We start from the raw sequence: 17,253 nt of genomic DNA on the forward strand, positions 1-17,253 counted from the left end.
CGCGGACCCACCCCCACCAGGCCGGGTGCCTCCAGGCTAGAAGACGCTCCCGGCGACGGCACCATGCTGCGGTGCTGAGCACGGCTGCCCTCACACGGCCAGCATTTACCGTTGACGCGCGATGTTCACAGGTATTCGGGCCGCCTGCACCATGGCTGCGCTTACAGAGCCGAGCAGCATCCCTGCGAATCCGCCGCGGCCGTGACTGCCGACGACGAGTTGGGTGGCCTCGGACCGCTCGACAAGCTCACGTGCGGGCTGATCCCACACGACGATTTGACGCACCGCGACGTCGGGGTAGCGTTCATGCCACCCTGCCAGCCCCTGAGCCAGGATCTCGTCTCCCTCAGTTTTGATCGGCGAGAAGTCGACATCGCGTATCTCGAATGCACCCACGTCACTCCACCCATGCAGGGCGGCTGATGCCAGGCATGGGGACCGGTGGCGATATCATCATCGGCGCGGTGAGCACGTGCAACATTGCGCATCGCCGCGTCGCGGGCGGCCCAGCAGACCGCCACATCCGAGGCAGGTGATCCGTCGACGCCCACGAGAATTCCCGGATATGTTATGAGAGCGGATATTTCGGTCTCCTGTCATAGGTGATTGAGTCGCAGGGCGGCTGACAGAGTTCCCCTTGTACACGCGGGTGACCGCCGCGCCGATGACGTTAGGAGTCCGGCTGTCGTCGGTCGGGAGGCATTGGTCACCGGCCAAATGGTCATAGGGCCCACGCCGCTGCTGACCACGCCGTAACCGATTGCCATTCCGATCACCTCCGATGCGCCGCGTCGATATCGTCGCAATCGTCGATATTCTCTTCGGATACCCCTGCCGGGTAGGGGACTTGGGTTGATGGGCAAGGTGTCTTTGGTCCCACATCCCAGGGAGGTTGTCCCCTTGGCATCGTTGGCGGATGAGCGAAACCTGATGACGAAGGTTGTCCAACAGGAGGAAATGGCATGAAACGTCAATACTTTCCGTGGTATGCGATCGCGTTGGCTATTCTGATCGTCGGCCTGGTGTTGGCGGGGGTCCCGGCTGCGACGCTGCTGATCGCGCTGGTCGTGGTCGCATGCCCAGTGATGATGATGTTCATGATGGGCGTTATGGGCGTTAAGGGCGGTCACGGTCACGGCTCCAGGCACGAGGACTCCAGCCACGAGGATTCCAGCCACCAGGCCGACGTTCAGCACGTGCATCGCCCCACACCAGGCCAGCCGTGGCACGACGCACGGACCGATCGCGAACAAGGGCAAAGCGATGGCTGACGCGGCATCGGGGTTGTGGCCGTTGGTGATTCTGAACACCATGTTGTTCGTTGCGTTCGGACTGAGTTAATTTCACCCGCGGACCAAGCGGGACTGGCGGATCATGAGCGGCTGACAGCACCCCAGTGTTATCCATCCAGTGAGCTGGAAGGTCAAAGGAGAGGCACTTGCAGATCGGCGAGCTGGCGAAACTCACCAACACCAGCACCAAGACCATCCGCTTCTAGGACTCGGGCCTGTTACCGCCACCTGCGCGCAGTGCGTCCGGGGTATCGCGATTACGGGCCCGAGATCGTGGGTCGGCTGCAGTTCATCCATCGAGGCCAAGCGGCGGGGCTGACCTTGCAGAAGGTGCGCCAAATCCTGACGATCCACGACCGGGGAGAGGTGCCGTGCGGACATGTCCGACAGGTCCTGAACACCCGTCTCGACCAAGTCCGCGCGCAGGTCGCCGAACTCGTCGCTCTCGAAGGCCACTTGCAGACCCTTCTCGACCGCGCGTCACACGGATCACCCACTGAACTCGACCATCCCGCGGTGTGCTGGATTCTGGAATACGACTTGGATCCACCCGCCAACGGCGAACTCACCGACTTCCGCGTATAAGGCCGGCGGCGTAGGGGAGGGCACTGCGCGAGCAGTTCCTCCCCGAGAGGCTACTATTTCGGCACGTAGGCCAGCGCCAGACGGCGCTAGGTGAACAATGAAAGCCTCTGGTGTCCTTGGTATTCGGCTAAGGTCACGGCGCGCTCGCTCGGGTTGTCGGAGCCGATGTCGACGACGGTTGACCGGGCCCCGGAGGCCCGTACCGCCATCGGAACCGATACTCTCGCCGGGCCTGTCCATCTGAAACGCATCGTCTGCGGTCGGTTGGAGCGCGCGCCCGGGAAAACCTGGCATGACGGGGACGATGAAGACAACACCAGCGACGAGGCCCACGCCGCCTCGACTTGATTGAGGCGGCGGGGCCGAGCACTGCCATCAGTAGCTGTGGCGGTGGATTCGCTTGCGGCTAAGGGTGGTTGGGTCATGCGTGCCTCCGGTATAGCCCGATGCCATTGATGGCGACGACCCGCGCGGCGGCGGTCTTCTGCAAGGAGTCGTGGTGTGCGCCGAAGTGCTGGCCCGGACGCGCTTCGCGGATGACCACCTCGGTGCATCGGAATGGCCAGCGCGTTCATCGCTTGGATCCGCCCCACTTACGTTGGGCAGCTCACGCTTCCGGTCCGGATCTACCGACTTTCCACGGCAATCCAAAAGAGCGACCTTGGTGCCGTCGGGCCGGGCCACCCGTGAAGTTTGATGGGTAGTTATGTAGCCCAGCGTCGTATGCTGAAGACCGACGTGGTCGTAGTTGTAGGCGGGCACAAAGATGCGGTGGCCTGCGTCTTCGCTTTCTCGATTACCCGACTATTCTGCGCAGTCAAACTACCGCGTCAATGGCTTTGCACCGCTGCGGATGGCGGCAACTGACGGGATCACGACAGTCTGCGGTGCGGGCCCCTGGCGGGCGTCGCGGCCGAAGCGGCGTAGCCGCAGCGAGTTGGTCACCACGCTGACCGAGGAGAACCCCATCGCCGCGCCCGCAACGATCGGGTTGAGCATGCCGACTGCGGCCAGGGGGATGGCTGCGGTGTTGTAGCCGAAGGCCCAGCCGAGGTTTTGGTAGATCGTGCGCAGGGTCTGCCTGGAGAGCTGGATCGCCAACACGACACGGTCGAGCTGGTCAGACATCAGCGTGATGTCGGAGGCTTCGATGGCCACGTCGGTACCGGTACCGATCGCAATGCCCAGGTCGGCCTGCACAAGGGCGGGGGCGTCGTTGACGCCGTCGCCAACCATCGCGACGACCTGGCCCTCGTCCTGCAGCCGCGCAATCTCGGTGACCTTGTCCTGCGGCAACACCTCGGCCAGCACTTTGTCGATGCCGACCTGCTTGGCGATCGCGGCAGCCGTACGGGCGTTGTCGCCGGTGATCATAACGACCTGCAGCCCCATGGCGTGCAGCTGACGGACCACGTCGGCGGCGTCGCCTTTGACGGTGTCAGCTACCGCGAGCACACCCACGACCTGGTCGTCGCGGCCGACGAACACCGCTGTGCGGCCCTGTTCTTCCAGCTCCGCGGCCGACGCAGCGAGGTGGTTGGGCAGCAGCAATCCTTGCTCGTCGACGAGCTTGCGCCGCCCGACCAGCACGGTCCGGCCGTCGATCTCGGCCCGCACCCCGTGCCCGGCGAGGTTGGCAAACGCAGTTGCGGCCGGAATTTCCAACTCCCGCTCGCGCGCACCCGCAACGATCGCCACGCCGATCGGGTGTTCGGAGCCCGACTCGACCGCGGCGGCGATCCGCAGCACCAGATCAGGTTGCCGCCGCTTGCCGGCAATCACATCGGTGAGCCGCATCTGAGCGCGCGTGAGGGTACCGGTCTTGTCGAACACCACGGTATCGATCTTCTTCGACGCTTCCAGCACTTCCCCGCCCTTGACCAGAATCCCCATCTCCGCGCCCCGGCCGGTGCCGACCGTGATAGCCGTTGGGGTGGCCAGCCCCAGGGCACAAGGGCACGCGATGATCAGCACCGCGACCGCGGCGGTCATGCCGCCCACCGGGTCGGCGGCGATCAGCGTCCACCCGACAAAGGTCGCGGCGGCAACACCGACGACGACCGGCACGAACACCGCCGAGACCCGGTCGGCCAGCCGTTGCACTGGGGGCTTGCCGCCCTGTGCCTGTTCGACCAGGCGCACAATCTGCGCCAGTGCGGTGTCGGCCCCGACGGCGGTGGCGCGCACGGTCAGCAGCCCGTCGATGTTGACTGTTGCCCCGGCAACATGGTCGCCGACTCTCTTCTCGACCGGGACGGACTCACCAGTGAGCATCGACTCATCGACAGCGGCGCGCCCGTCGGTGACCTCACCGTCGACCGGGATCTTCTCCCCAGGCCGTACCCGCACCAGGTCTCCGACTCGGACCTGATCAACCGGCACGCTGCGCTCCTCGCCGTCCACCAGCAGCCGGGCTTCCTTGGCGCCCATCTCCAGCAGCTTGCTGATCGCCTCCGACGCCTTGCCCGTGGCTCTGGCCTCGAAATAACGGCCCAGCACCACGAACGCGATAATCAACGCCGCGGTGTCGAAGAACAGCGGCCCACCGGCGAACAACTTATACGTGGAGTAGATAAACGCGGTCAATGTGCCGAGCGCGATCAGCGTGTCCATGTTCGCGTTCAACGCCCGCGCCTGCTGCACCGCCGCCTTGAGAATCGGCCACCCGGCGACGAATTGCACCGGCACCGTCGCGGCGAAAGCCAACCACCCCGCCCACGGGTAAGCGCCGAAAAACATCGTCGAGGCGGACGCCAGCAGCGCCAACGGCCAGGTCAGCCAGACCCGCCGCAACCACTTCCGCCGCTCGCGAGCACTGTCCTCACCCGACGACGAATGGCACGCGGCGACCGGCCCCTGATGACAGCTCCTGCCATCGCCTGTCCCGCGCAGTATGTCGACATCGGTTGGGCGGCCTAGTACACGACGGCACAGACCAAACAGCGCCACCGCGGTCCCACCGATGGCATTCCGCAACACACCGGTATTGCGCACATCAACCGAGTGCGGGGCACGCGCGGGTACCAATTCTGCAGGGATGTACTCCGCGTCGGCGATCGCCGACAGCACGGCAGCGGTGTCGCAGCTTTCAGGCGAATACCAGATCACCACCGATGCCGTTCGCGGATAGGCGTGCACGGCGTGCACGCCTGTCACCTTGCCGACCGTCTCCTCGATCGCGACAGCTCGAACCGCATCGACACGAAATCCGTTGGCGTGCACACGCATCCGTCCCGCCGCGTTGGATATAACTTTCAGCGTGACGTCGGCGTCAGGGAGAGTGTCAGTGGTCACAGTCATGGCCCGAGTCCACTACCCGTAGCGGTGGAACTTCCTCCCCGACGCGCTCCCTTGCCTCGGCCATCACGTCAGCGACCGTCAGTCGAGCATGCTCGGCGCCCTCTTCGGCCTTGCGCTCGGCTTCGCGGACAGCGCGCAGCCCCCAAGCGGTCATGGTGACGGTTGCCTCGCGCAGCGGAACCTTCGCCACCGCCTTGCGGAGCGCCCCATACGCCGCAACCCCCACCACGCCGGTCACCACCGTGGGCGCTGCCTTGACTAAGAATCCCTGCCACACAACCATCTCGAACACTTCCTTCATATCGTTGCCCCGCCCAATGAATCGCCCCGGTGAGTCCGGAGACTTTGATGTGCCCCGGGTTGCATGGAGTCAGTTTGCTTGACTTTTGGTCACGACATCCGATGAAGGAGCCGTGTCCGTGCCCAAGCGTTATCCCGAGGAGTTCCGCCGTAAGGTGCTCGATCTGGTGGCCGCTGGCCGCCCCGTGGCCCAGATCGCTGCCGATCTGGGCATCAGTGACCAGACGATTTACGGCTGGCGCAAACAAGAACTGATCGACACCGGGCAACTACCCGGTTTGAACCGCGCCGAACAAGCCGAGCTGACTGCGGCCAACAAGCGCATCCGCGAACTGGAGAACGAGGTAGTCATCCTGAAAAGGGCTCGTGAGCTGCTGCGGGAGCCGGACGACCCAAAAGGCGGTACGCGGCCATAGCCACGATGGCCGCGGAAGGACTGCCCGTGCAGCTAGCCTGCCGACTGTTGTCGGTGGCCGAATCGGGCTATTACGAGTGGCGCTCACGACCGCCGTCAGCGCGGGCTGTTCGTCATGCGTGGCTGACCGAACAGATCCGCGCCGTGCACAGCGCCTCACGGGGCACCTACGGCGCCCGCAGGGTCCACGCTGAACTGACCCTCGGGCTCGGACTGCAGGTCGGCCACAACCAGGTCGAGTTGTTGATGGCGCGGGCAGCGATCAAGGGGCTGCCGGGTAACCGCCGTCCTCGGCCGCGTCACGAGACACCGACAGCCGCTGATCTGGTCGAGCGAATGTTCACACGTGAAGCGCCAAATCGGTTGTGGGTCACCGACATCACCGAACATCGCACCTACGAAGGCAAGGTGTACTGCGCGGTGGTTCTTGACACCTTCTCCCGCCGGGTCGTCGGGTGGTCGATCGATTCCAGCCAGACCGCAGCGCTGGTCACCAACGCGCTGAGCATGGCCATCGCAAACCGTGATCCGCAGGGCGGTGGCGTCATCCACTCCGACCACGGCGTGCAATTCACCTCTTGGGCATTCACTGATCGAGCCAAGCGCTCGGGGCTGGTGCCCTCGATGGGCTCGATCGGGGATTGCTATGACAACGCAATGATCGAATCATTCTGGGGCAGAATGCAAACCGAGCTACTCAACCGCAAACGCTGGAAGACACGCATCGAGTTGGCCAACGCCATCTTCGACTACCTGGAAATCTTCCACAACCGCCAACGCCGCCATTCCGCCCTCGGGATGCGCACTCCGATAGAGTTCGAACTGCTACACCAATCCGCCCAACCCGTGGCCTGAAACCAAGTATGACGACACCGCCGAACCCGGGGTACATCACTTTCTGTTTTGAGGATTCAGCCGGCGGCTGGCCTCTGGTGTTGAGCGTAGTAAGCGGCCTCAAGCTGAGCGGGTGGGACGTCGCCGCAGTATTCGTAGATCCGGTCGCAGTTGAACCAGTCGACCCAGCGTGCGGTGGCCAATTCGACGTCATCGACGGTGCGCCAGGGCTTACCGGGTTTGATCAGTTCGGTCTTGTACAGGCCGTTGATGGTCTCGGCTAGGGCGTTGTCATAGGAGCTGCCGACCGCGCCGACCGAGGGTTGGATGCCGGCGTCGGCGAGGCGTTCGGTGAATCGGATCGAGGTATATTGAGAACCTCTATCTGTATGGTGGACAACATCTTTGAGATTCAGGACTCCTTCCTGTTGTCGGGTCCATATGGCGTGTTCGATGGCGTCGAGCACCATGGTGGTGGCCATGGTGGCAGCAACCCGCCAACCCAGAATGCGTCGCGCGTAGGCATCGGTGACAAACGCGACGTAGGCGAATCCTGACCAGGTCGACACGTAGGTGAGGTCAGCCACCCAGAGCCGATTGGGAGCCGGCGGTCCGAAGCGACGCTGCACGAGATCGGCCGCCCGCACCGTCGTGGAATCGGCGATCGTGGTGCGCTTGGCCGTGCCGCGCACCGCACCGGTCAAGCCGAGGTCGGCCATCAACCGCTCCACCGTGCATCGGGCCACGTCAATGCCTTCGCGGTGCAGTGCCAGCCACACTTTGCGGGCACCATAAACGTGATAGTTGTCAGCGTGTACCCGGGTGATGTGCTCTTTGAGTTCGGCGTCGCGGACCTGGCGGCGGCTGGGCTGGCACCGCATCTGTTCGTAGAAGGTAGAGGGGGCGATCGGCACACCGAGCCCGGTGAGCTGTGTGCAGATCGACTCGACACCCCAGCGCAAACCATCTGGGCCCTCACGGTGGCCCTGATGATCGGCGATAAATTGGGCCACTAGTGCGTTGGCCGGTCGAGTTCGGCCGCGAAGAAAGCCGATGCAGTCTTCAAAATTGCATTGGCCCTGCGTAACTCCGCATTCTCCCGGCGCAGCCGCTTGAGTTCGGCGGATTCTTCGGTCGTGGTTCCCGCCCGCTGACCTGCATCGATTTGAGATTGGCGGACCCATCTGCGGACGGATTCGACCGTACCGATGCCCAGCAACCGGGCGACCTCACCAATCGCCGCCCACTCCGAATCGTGCTGATCGCTGATCTCGGCGACCATCCGCACCGCCCGCTCGCGCAACTCCGGCGGATACCTCTTCGTCGAACCACCTGGCATAACTCCAACCTTCCCAAGAAGTGGAGTCTCCGGACATCCCGGGGCGATTCACAACGATGGCGGTGGCTTCTCTGACTCTGTTCTCCCCCTCGTCCAACCGCAATGGCGCAATCACGCGGTAGCGATCACGAGCGAACGAGTCGTGCGATGGCGGCGGAGGCCTCGGCGAGCTTCACCTGGGCCTCGTCGCCGCCCTCGGTGACCGCGTCGCTCACGCAGTGGTCAAGGTGCTCGTCGAGCAGGTTTAAGGCCACTGACCGCAAAGCACTGCTGACGGCACTGATCTGGGTCAGGACGTCGATGCAGTACTTGTCCTCGTCGATCATCTTCGCGATGCCGCGGACCTGACCCTCGATTAGGCGCAGCCGCTTGGCGTAGCTGTCCTTGTGCGCTACGTACCCGTATGTGGCTGCCACCTGGCCTCCCAGCATCTTCGTCATCGGTTCGATCTCAGCCCAATTGCTGCGTAATGACACTATTCTCGACCACTAACAGGACGGCAATGTCAACGCTGGACACCATGAACTCCTCGGGAGCGTGGACCAATTAGGGGCTGCGCTGTGGACGGCGCCCCGGGATGGCCGGCCGCGCGAGGTCGTTCATGCGGGCCCGGTACGTCTCAGCATCGATCTCCCCAGACAGCCGCTGTCGGACGATGAGCGCCTCCGCGATCAGGGCCCGACACCGCCAGAGACTCGCACCCATGTCCGACGGCAATGGGTCGGATAGCCGAGCGATTGGCTCTGGCAGTGTTTCTTTGCGACGCAGCCGGTATCTTCGCATGATCGCCGCGGTCGTGGTCGCGACGTAGATGAGCAGCATCACAACACCAATCAGCACGGCGGGCCAGTAGCCGCTCGTGATCTGTCCGTATGCCGTCATGACGGTACTTACCTTTTCCGCTACCGCAGCGCAAGCCGCCGCACATCTGGTCTAGCATGGCCCACGATACCCCCTAGGGGTAGGGACTTATGTCACTTCTCATGGGCAATAGGTCTCTAGCCGACGCACGCCTCCGCCCCAATAGCGTGGGCTACCGCCTCGAACTAACGCACCGGACGGCCCGCCTGATACCACCGCGGGCCGACATGCGGCCGCCGCAAGATTGAGGGTCGAAGGTCATGGAAACTTGTGTCCTACGGCCCCTGCGGCCCAGGTCGTCGCGAGAGAGACTGGAGTAAGCAGCTTTCGGGCTGCCCCGATTGGAGGCTAACCACGATGATGTTCTGGTACGACCACAACATGGGCTGGTGGGGGTGGGCCGGAATGGGCATCGGCATGGTGTTGTTCTGGGCGCTGATTATCGCCGGCATTGTTGCCCTCATCGCCTACGTCACGCGAGATCGCCAAAACCGCCAAATCCCCCCCGAACTAACCTCGACAACCTCGCCGGAACAGGTGCTCGCCGCTCGGTTCGCGCGCGGTGAGATCAACGAAACCGAATACCGCGACCGACTGGCTGTGTTGCGCGATCACGCGCATCCGTGACGTAACCAGGTACGGCAGATTTCGCAAAGCTCTATAAACAGCGTCGATAAGTCACGACGGCAACGAACCCCCTCGATTTTCACGATCCGCCTTATCCTGACGCGACGACTAATGTTGGCGCGCCGCTCAGGATGCGATCGTGTCGACTCGCTGCAGTGCACCAGGGTAACCCCACTCACGATGAACAGCCCTGCAAGCCAGAGCAACCGGGTTTTCCTCCAGTTCTTGCGCGCGCAGGGCTGGACCAGCCCAGACCCCAAGCCTGGTCCCCGGGGACAGGGGACACCCGGCGAAAACCCCGGGCACACTCTGAATAACGTCCCGAACATAAGGGACGAGTTCCATGACGCGGTTGATTTCGCTGTGCCGCTGAAACATCTCCGTATAGCGGCTCATGTCCACCGGATCGGCACCCCATAAAGCCGCCTCCGTCGGTCAAGCGGACAGCCATCGACGGTGATTCGACGATGCTGTGACGGCCATACCGCAGACCGAGACACTGCCCGCACCGAGCGCACCGAGCGCACCGAGCGCACCGAGCGCACCGAGCGCACCGAGCATGGCGAGTGCTGCCCGCCGCGTCAACCTAGCCATAGTGGTTAGCGGCGTTCGTGCAGCAGCGCAATGCGCTGCCGGTATTCGTCTTCATATATCTCGCCACGAGCGAAGCGTCCGGCGAGCACGCCCTCGGCGGCAGCTGGTACCGGGCCGCCGCTAGCGCCCCCCGAGCCCATCAGGTAGCGGACGGCAAAGACGATGACGGTGATCACGACCACCCAGAACAACACCATCCCAACGCCAATTGACGCCCAGCCGCCCCAACCCCGGCCGTCCCCCCACATCCCGCCGTCGTACATCATCGCCGTATCCTTCCGAGACGCTTTCTAGGCAACAGCAAGGAAAGCAAGCGCGCCCTCTTGCAAGCACCCTTAGCAAGCTGACCAGATGCCGGGGTGCGTTTTTTAAGGCCGTTAGTTCCTACCCCGGTTGGGTATGTGGTGGCGTCGTTCGAAACATGACGCACCTGAATCCGGGGCCAGGGCGAATCACGCACGACATCGAGCGCCACGGTGAACCCTCCCGAGTTTCATGCACCCTCGGGGTTCTGTGAGCCGCCCGGTTGGCCGGTCACGAGTTTGGAATAGTAGCGGGTTTCGGCTTCGGTGGGTGGGATACGCCCGAGGCGGTGCATGAGGCGCTGCTGGTTGTACCAGGCAACGTAGTCGGCGGTGATGTACTCGACATCGCCCAGGGCGTTCAGCGGGCCGCGGCGAAACGGCGAATCCGCCCGGATGCATTCGTTCTTGTAGAGCCCGATCGTGGTCTCGGCAAGCGCGTTGTCGTAGGCGTCGCCGACACTGCCGACCGAGGGCCGCAATCCTGAAAGAGTCAGCGTCTCACCGAATCTCACGCTTGTATATTGACTTCCTGCGTCGCTGTGGTGGATGCCGTTCTCGATGCGATGGCCTTGCCGGGCACGCAGCGCGGCGGCCTGGCGGATCGCGGATTCGACGAAGCGGGTGTGCTTGGAGCCCGAGGCCTCCCAGCCCACGATGGCCCCGGCATAGGCGTCGATGACGAAGGCGACGTAGACAAACACCCCGGTGATCAGCTTGACGTAGGTGAAGTCGGCCACCAGCAGCAGGTTGGGGCGCCCACGCCGAACTGGCGGTCCACCAGATCCGGCGGGCGCACCGCATTCGGGTCGGCGACGGTGGTGCGGACCGTCTTGCTCCGCCGTACCCCCTGCCAGCCATTTCGGCGCATCAGCCGTTCCACGGTGGACTTGGCCACTGGGATGCCTTCGCGTTGCAGATGGGCCCACATCTTCAACGACCCGTACAGCGACTCCGGCTTGCGGCGGCCGTTCTCGTCGGGCTCGTAGTAACCGGCCAGGATCTCGGTGATGGTGGCGTCCCACAGCGCCCGCTTTGAGGGTGCTCGTGTCGCCCAGGCGTGAAAGGTTCTTGGGGCGATCGGCACGCCGTGCTCGGTGAGCACGCGGCAAATCGGAGCGACCCCGAAGCGGTCCCTGTTCTCGGCGATGAGCTGGCAGACCGATGCGGTCAGCGGCGGTTGCGCGGGTCGCTCTCCCGCGCGAAGAAAGTTGTTGCCGCCTTGAGGATTTCGATGGTTTGCTCAAGCTCGGCGTTACGGCGTTTGAGCGCGCGGATTTCCGCAGCCGCCGCCGAGGAGACCCCGTCGTGCTCACCTTCGTCGACCTGGTGCTGACGGATCCAGCTACGCAACGTCTCGGCCGTCATCCCCAACCGCTTGGACACGGCCGTAATTGCCGCCCCCTCGCTCGAGTAGTCATCACGATGATCCAGCACCAGACGAACCGCCTTCGCCCGCGTTTCCGGGTCGTACTTGCTCGGCATGACATGCACCTTCCCAAGGAAGGAGGTGCGCATCAAACGCGGGACGGTTCACGGTGACGCAGTCGACATCCCGATAGCAGGCGACCGCCTGGTGGCACGGCGGATGTGCGAGCTGTCCGCAGGCCGCCCCCGCCGGTGTTCGCCCACCTATTGGTCTACGGCAACAACTGCACCCAGCGCCACGCCCAACTGGCGGCTCAATCGTGGTCGCGGTACGCCTCAGCGACGGCCCGATAACCCTGCGCCCACAAGCATGTCGTCGATTAGATGACAGTCGACCAGTAATTCCACAATCGCACCACAATCAACAGAATCACCGTGGTGAACCATAGCGCGGTGATCGACCACCGCCACCGATAGAGCGTCCAGATGGCCAGCCAGTGGAGCGCGTTTGCCGGAGTTATTCGAGCGCTTGGATGGCGTAGAGAGTGGCGGTTGCGATGGCTGATACGCCTAGGCCCACTTGGAGGACTCGTTCGGGTAGGCACGGTTGGAGCCGTGCGCCGAGGTAGCCGCCGATCAGTCCGCCTGCGCCGGCGACGAGTCCGATTGTCCAGTTGGGTGTGATGTGGTGTCCTGCGGTGGCGAGGGCCAGAACGACGTAGGTGATCGCCCCGGCCGCCGAGGTAACGAAGGTGGAGACCAGGGTGGCGGGTGCCACGATGGCGATCGGCAGCCCACGGCCTACCAGGATGGGGCTAAGCAGTGACCCGCCACCGATGCCATAGATCCCGCCGATCACGCCGACGCCGGCTGCGAGCGCCACCATGGAGTAACGCCGTGGCGGTACTGCCGGTGGCGGGCCGGCCCTTCGCTTGCTCGGGACGCAAAGCCAGATCCCAAGTGGCAGAAGAAATGCGGCCACCAAAATACGGAAGATTTGTGAGCCGGGGATCAGGAATACCCGGATGACCGCACCGATCACGACGCCGGGCAGCGTGCCAATGAGCAGCACGGTGGTCAGTGGACTGTTTAACGGCGCTTGGGCGCGATAGCGGGCGAGCGCGCCCGGGATCGCCACGATGTTGAACAACAGATTTGTCGGTGTGACCGCAGGGCTGGGAACGTGCAGAACGGTGAGTTGAATTGGCAGCAAGAACACCGCGCCGGATACACCCACCGGAGCGGTGAGGACCGCCACCCCCAACCCCGCAACGAAGCTTAGGAGCACAACCTCGCCGATATCCACCACTGCCACTATCACGGCACGGTGCTGTCGTGGCCAGGGTTTCGATCACCGCCTCGAGGGGCGGCGGTGCATTAGTCGGGGTGCGGTCTTTGGCGAGCACTTCGCGGCGGGGGTTGGGGGTGCGGTAGGAGTCGCCGTTGGGGCCATCGAAGGACAGTCCTACCGGCAACCGCAGAAGCCCCGTACGTCGGGCAACGCGAACCTTCCTGAAGACCCAACGGGCAATCTCAGTCGCCGCCCATATGTGAGACTTGCTTTGATGAGCCACCTCGATGAGGCTGCACGCCGATCGCTGCTGCGGCGCGGATTTGCCCTCGAATACGCCACGCTGACCTGGAACGTGATCGGAAATCGTCATGCTCGCAGTGGCGGCGATCCACGCCAAATCAGTGGCCCTGGCAGGGTTTGGCTTGGACTCGCTGATCGAGATCGGCGCCTCACTCAACGATTCGCGCTGCGACTCATCGGCGCCGGCTTCGCGGCGCTCGCGGTCTATCTGCTGGTGCAGTCAACGGTGGCATTAGTCATCGGTTTCCACTCCCCAGCACTCACCCCTGGGCTTCGCCTGGACAACGATCACCGCGGCGGCGATGTTCGCGTTCGCGGCCGGCAAGGCCCAAACCGGTGCCGCCCTGGATAATCCGGTGCTGACCGCGGAAGGGCGAGTCACACTAATCGACGGCCTCCTGTCCGCCGCCGTGCTGCTCGGCCTGCTGCTCAACAGCCTCCTCGACTGGCGGTGGGCCGACCCTGTCGCCGGCTACGTCCTCGTGTTCTATGCGCTGCACGAGGTCAAAGAAAATTTCTTCACCCAGACGACCGCACATTCGACGCACTAGCAAACCGAACGCTGTGTCTGCTGAGTGATGACACCGATGTTGATCCATGCACCGGACCAAGGCCAATAGGCATTGGCCGCTTGGCGGCTCCGGAGCCATGGCAGCTGCCCGGCGCGTCCGAATACGACGAGATCGAATATGCAGGGTTATTTGTAATGTGGTGCCCGATTGATGCTGACGAGTGGGGGAGCGGCCAGGCCGTACTTGATTGCCAACAGGGCAGCACTTAACCAGCGGTGGCCGCGACGGTCAGGCCAATGCTCTTCGCGCGCTTCACAAGTGTGTCGTCAAAAGTGGCGATTGTGGCGTGATGGCGCTCGGCGGTGTACAGCACGTAGCAATCGGGCAGCTTGAGGCCAGTCGTTGCGCGCAACTCACCCAGGCGGTGTGCGGCGTCGGCTGGTAGTTCCAGGCTTCTGATTGCCAACTGCGCTAAGAGCTGCTCGAGGCGATCTGCTTGGCCGGCCCGTGACGCGCCGACGTAAACCTCGGCAAGGGTGACGACGCTGGAAGCGAACGAGTCAGTCAGGTGTGCCTTCAGTAGTGCCGTCGCGTCACCATGATGCGAGTCGGCCGGCTCGAAGTGCCCGATGAGCACGCTCGCGTCCAGGACGATCACGCGGGCCAGTCTTCGCGGAGCTCGTGCAGGTAATTGGGCCCGAAGATGCCGGCCAGCGCTCCGGCCGTCGCATCGATTGACTGCTCGCGAGCGTCTTCGGCCGTCGCACGATCGTGCACCAGGGTGTTTCGGCCTAAGAGGATAAGTCGCCGCAGCAACGCACCCGGCTTGTCGGCGACGTCAGGCCATGTTTTCGCGGCCATTTCCAGGGCGCCGGCAATATCGTCGGTTTCGGTGATCGCGTGTCGCCGCTTGGTTGTTGGCACGCCCGAAGTGTAACACCTAGCACAGTAGTGTCACACCTTAATGTGTGGTCCAGTACCGCCTCGGAGCGTTTGAATACCGGGACCGCCGACGCCCGCGCCGATGTCTACGCCATGCCGCCGTGCGTTCCCTAGCTCGTCAGAGGTGGTCGTCGAATCGTGACTGAGCAACTTCATAAACGTGTGTAGACGCTGAGGTCGCGGCGTTGGCCAGTTCGGTGGCGCCCACTGAAACGGTTGGCGTGACGACGCGTCGACCCCATGGCAAGGATAGGCACAAGTGATCTGGTGATCGGGTGATTCGGTGATCGGGTCCAGTGGTGTGCCGGTGGTCGGAGTGGACGGGCGGCCAAAGAGCCGCCCATCCCGGGCTCGGGGTGGTCAGCGGCCGCGCCGCGGCGTAGATATCGAAACCTGTTGTCCAAGCACCGTTGTCGGTTTTCGTCACTGTGACAATTTGGCTGGCGCAAGCCAAGCTTGGGAGAGTTGCCCGGGCAATGTCGGTGAACCGATGGCATCATGAATCCCGGCTATATTGTCGTCAGGGCGACGTAACGAATATCGCACTCTGGCAGAGCAGTAAGAACATCGGACAATCAATTTCATTGTGCTGCAATTCATTTCGCCGATAATAGTGATTATGTCAACTAAACGTCGCCGTTTTCATCTGATGAATCATCCCCGCCTGGAGCTTGTTGGTCCCGGACGTCCGGGGCTGTTTCGCCATAACTGTTGCTTCGCAGCGTCTTTGATCTGTCGGGTTGGTTAGTTCCCGATGGCGCTGGCAGACGGCCGGCTCGACACGATGCGACGAGTGCCCTGCAGTTGATGGATCTACCTGGACCGATGTGGTAATGATTCATTAGATGATTCATTGAATCATCTAATGAGACCAGCTGGGAGGCCGAATTGCCAGTCGATAAGAGCGGTCGCGTGTTCCTGGTTGGCTCGGTACCGCTGCTGCATCCTGAGGTCCAAACGGTCGAAGAAATGCTCGAGGGATGGCGGAACCAGCAACTGTGTCGCAACCTCGATCACGACACGATCGACGGCCGTATCGGTCTGGTTCGCCGGTTCATCGGTCACACCAATGAGTTCCCCTGGTCGTGGACACCGGCCATCGTGGAAGAGTTCTTCGCCGATCTGCGCGGCATCAAGGGCCGGCGCCAGTCCACCATCCGTGGGTACCAGAACGGCCTTCGCCTGTTCTGTTCCTACATCGCTGACCCCGACTACGGCTGGGACCGCGTCTGTGAACAACGATTCGGCACGCACCCGGCCCAAGTGTTCTTTGCCTGGAATACCGCCATCCACGTTCAGGACAACGAGCAGGATCCCGAAAAGCGACCCTTCACAAAACAGGAGTTGCAGGACTTTTTCGACCACGCCGACGACCAGGTCACTGTGATCGCCGCCACGAAGAAGAAGGGTTGGTTGCCGGCATACCGGGACGCGGTCATGTTCAAGGTCGCCTACTCCTATGGCGTCCGGTTTAACGAACTGCGGCACCTGCAGACCGTCGACTTCTCCCGAAACCCGCACGCGCCGGAGTTCGGTCGCTACGGCGTGGTTAAGGTCCGCTACGGCAAGGCCAAGAAAGGCTCCCCACCGAAACGCCGCACCGTGTTGACAGTGTTCGACTGGACACCGGAGATCATCGCCGACTGGCTCACTCACGGCCAGCCGTACCTCGACGACGGCATTGATCTGTTCCCCAGCGAGCGTGGCGCCCTGGTCGCCGAACGCACCCTGCTGCGCCGATTCCGCCGGTACTGCAACGACCTCGAGCTCTCCGCCGGGCTGGATCTGCACTCCTTCCGACGGTCCTACATCACCCACCTCATAGAAGACGGCTGGGACGCCAAGTTCGTCCAAGACCAGGCCGGCCACGATTACGCCAGCACCACCTCGCTCTACACCGGCGTCTCCAGCGACTTTCGCACCCGGACCCTACGAAGGGTGCTCGACCGAACCATCAAGGACGCCCTGTCTTTCGGTGAGGAGGAGACATCGTGAAACGCGAAGTCGACTACACCTGGCGCCTGGCCGAGCTAATGGCCGCGCACGGCATGCACAACAGCACCGACCTCATCCCCCGACTGGCCGAGCGTGGAGTGCAACTGTCCCGCCCGCAGGTCTACCGCATCGTGCACCAACGCCCGAACGCGTCGCCCTGCAGCTCATGGCAGCACTATGCGACATCCTGGGCTGCGGCGTCGAAGATCTTGTGACCGTAACCGCCACCGACGTCCGCAAGAAGAAGACCGCCTCCGGCACCGTTGCGCCACCCAACGTCGTCGAACTCAACAAGTCAGTCCGCCCGCGGCGAGCACGTGTGGTCACCGATGACAATTGATGCCACCCCTCGATCTGTAAGCCGCGGCCGACCACGTGTGACTAACGGGGCCG

Annotated in this window: 14 protein-coding genes and 5 pseudogenes; 8 read left to right on the forward strand and 11 right to left on the reverse strand. The window is 63.3% G+C overall.

Annotation, left to right across the window (positions count from 1 at the left end):
* Positions 1-105: 105 nt before the first annotated feature.
* Positions 106-396 carry a universal stress protein gene (locus MKCMC460_RS30480; RefSeq protein WP_238306136.1) on the reverse strand — a complete coding sequence of 97 codons (291 nt, stop codon included), beginning with the start codon at positions 394-396 and terminating at the stop codon, positions 106-108.
* 566 nt (positions 397-962) lie between these two features.
* Between MKCMC460_RS30480 and MKCMC460_RS30485 the strand changes: the two genes are divergently transcribed.
* From MKCMC460_RS30485 to MKCMC460_RS30495, 3 genes and pseudogenes are all read left to right on the forward strand, one after another.
* Positions 963-1,271: a hypothetical protein gene (locus MKCMC460_RS30485; protein WP_238306137.1), complete on the forward strand. Its 309-nt coding sequence runs from the start codon at positions 963-965 to the stop codon at positions 1,269-1,271.
* Positions 1,264-1,338 (forward strand): annotated as a pseudogene (locus MKCMC460_RS30490) (isoprenylcysteine carboxylmethyltransferase family protein); the annotation flags it as partial. The gene MKCMC460_RS30485 and the pseudogene MKCMC460_RS30490, both read left to right, overlap by 8 nt.
* Before the next feature lie 169 nt (positions 1,339-1,507).
* Positions 1,508-1,877, forward strand: a pseudogene (locus MKCMC460_RS30495) (MerR family DNA-binding protein).
* Positions 1,878-2,699: 822 nt separating this feature from the next.
* Here MKCMC460_RS30495 and MKCMC460_RS30500 read toward each other — a convergent pair.
* Together MKCMC460_RS30500 and MKCMC460_RS30505 are read right to left on the reverse strand one after the other, a co-directional pair.
* Positions 2,700-5,105 carry a copper-translocating P-type ATPase gene (locus MKCMC460_RS30500; protein ID WP_238306270.1) on the reverse strand — a complete coding sequence of 802 codons (2,406 nt, stop codon included), beginning with the start codon at positions 5,103-5,105 and terminating at the stop codon, positions 2,700-2,702.
* 55 nt (positions 5,106-5,160) lie between these two features.
* Entirely contained in the window at positions 5,161-5,478 is a 318-nt protein-coding gene (locus MKCMC460_RS30505) for a DUF1490 family protein (RefSeq protein WP_238306138.1), read from the reverse strand.
* A gap of 118 nt (positions 5,479-5,596) precedes the next feature.
* Between MKCMC460_RS30505 and MKCMC460_RS30510 the strand changes: the two are divergent.
* Positions 5,597-6,747 (forward strand): annotated as a pseudogene (locus MKCMC460_RS30510) (IS3 family transposase).
* Positions 6,748-6,803: 56 nt separating this feature from the next.
* Here the strand turns inward: MKCMC460_RS30510 and MKCMC460_RS30515 are convergent.
* The 3 genes from MKCMC460_RS30515 to MKCMC460_RS30525 form a co-directional block, all read right to left on the reverse strand.
* A protein-coding gene (locus MKCMC460_RS30515; protein ID WP_238306139.1) for an IS3 family transposase occupies positions 6,804-8,065 on the reverse strand; the annotation gives its coding sequence in 2 pieces (ribosomal slippage) (positions 6,804-7,777 and positions 7,777-8,065; 1,263 coding nt in all).
* 125 nt (positions 8,066-8,190) lie between these two features.
* Positions 8,191-8,496, reverse strand: a complete 306-nt coding sequence (locus tag MKCMC460_RS30520) for a metal-sensitive transcriptional regulator (RefSeq protein ID WP_370653222.1) — start codon at positions 8,494-8,496, stop codon at positions 8,191-8,193.
* 115 nt (positions 8,497-8,611) lie between these two features.
* Positions 8,612-8,947 carry a hypothetical protein gene (locus MKCMC460_RS30525; RefSeq protein WP_238306140.1) on the reverse strand — a complete coding sequence of 112 codons (336 nt, stop codon included), beginning with the start codon at positions 8,945-8,947 and terminating at the stop codon, positions 8,612-8,614.
* A 336-nt stretch (positions 8,948-9,283) separates the two neighbouring features.
* Between MKCMC460_RS30525 and MKCMC460_RS30530 the strand changes: the two genes are divergently transcribed.
* Entirely contained in the window at positions 9,284-9,553 is a 270-nt protein-coding gene (locus MKCMC460_RS30530; protein WP_238306141.1) for an SHOCT domain-containing protein, read from the forward strand.
* 599 nt (positions 9,554-10,152) lie between these two features.
* Here MKCMC460_RS30530 and MKCMC460_RS30535 read toward each other — a convergent pair.
* The 3 genes and pseudogenes from MKCMC460_RS30535 to MKCMC460_RS30550 all read right to left on the reverse strand — a co-directional run bounded on the left by MKCMC460_RS30535 (position 10,153) and on the right by MKCMC460_RS30550 (position 13,126).
* Positions 10,153-10,413 carry an SHOCT domain-containing protein gene (locus tag MKCMC460_RS30535; RefSeq protein WP_370653217.1) on the reverse strand — a complete coding sequence of 87 codons (261 nt, stop codon included), beginning with the start codon at positions 10,411-10,413 and terminating at the stop codon, positions 10,153-10,155.
* Between the two features lie 227 nt (positions 10,414-10,640).
* A pseudogene (locus MKCMC460_RS30540) lies at positions 10,641-11,934 on the reverse strand (IS3 family transposase).
* A gap of 400 nt (positions 11,935-12,334) precedes the next feature.
* Positions 12,335-13,126: a sulfite exporter TauE/SafE family protein gene (locus tag MKCMC460_RS30550; RefSeq protein ID WP_370653223.1), complete on the reverse strand. Its 792-nt coding sequence runs from the start codon at positions 13,124-13,126 to the stop codon at positions 12,335-12,337.
* A gap of 587 nt (positions 13,127-13,713) precedes the next feature.
* On the opposite strand from MKCMC460_RS30550, the gene MKCMC460_RS30555 reads away from it, so the two are divergent.
* Positions 13,714-13,962 carry a cation transporter gene (locus MKCMC460_RS30555; protein WP_238306143.1) on the forward strand — a complete coding sequence of 83 codons (249 nt, stop codon included), beginning with the start codon at positions 13,714-13,716 and terminating at the stop codon, positions 13,960-13,962.
* A 226-nt stretch (positions 13,963-14,188) separates the two neighbouring features.
* On the opposite strand, the gene MKCMC460_RS30560 is transcribed toward MKCMC460_RS30555, so the two are convergent.
* On the reverse strand, positions 14,189-14,581 hold the full coding sequence (locus MKCMC460_RS30560; protein WP_238306144.1) for a PIN domain-containing protein: 393 nt from the start codon (positions 14,579-14,581) through the stop codon (positions 14,189-14,191).
* Complete coding sequence (locus MKCMC460_RS30565) at positions 14,578-14,847, reverse strand: hypothetical protein (RefSeq protein ID WP_238306146.1); 270 nt, start codon at positions 14,845-14,847, stop codon at positions 14,578-14,580. Before MKCMC460_RS30565 ends, MKCMC460_RS30560 begins: the two co-directional genes overlap by 4 nt.
* A 906-nt stretch (positions 14,848-15,753) precedes the next feature.
* Here MKCMC460_RS30565 and MKCMC460_RS30570 point away from each other — a divergent pair.
* Both MKCMC460_RS30570 and MKCMC460_RS30575 read left to right on the forward strand, forming a co-directional pair.
* A complete protein-coding gene (locus MKCMC460_RS30570) occupies positions 15,754-16,860 on the forward strand; it encodes a site-specific integrase (RefSeq protein ID WP_236983307.1) in 1,107 nt (368 codons plus the stop codon).
* Positions 16,857-17,200 (forward strand): annotated as a pseudogene (locus MKCMC460_RS30575) (helix-turn-helix domain-containing protein). Before MKCMC460_RS30570 ends, MKCMC460_RS30575 begins: the two are co-directional and overlap by 4 nt.
* Positions 17,201-17,253 lie beyond the last annotated feature (53 nt).

Source organism: Mycobacterium sp. 20KCMC460, assembly GCF_022179425.1.
Lineage (GTDB): Bacteria > Actinomycetota > Actinomycetes > Mycobacteriales > Mycobacteriaceae > Mycobacterium > Mycobacterium kiyosense.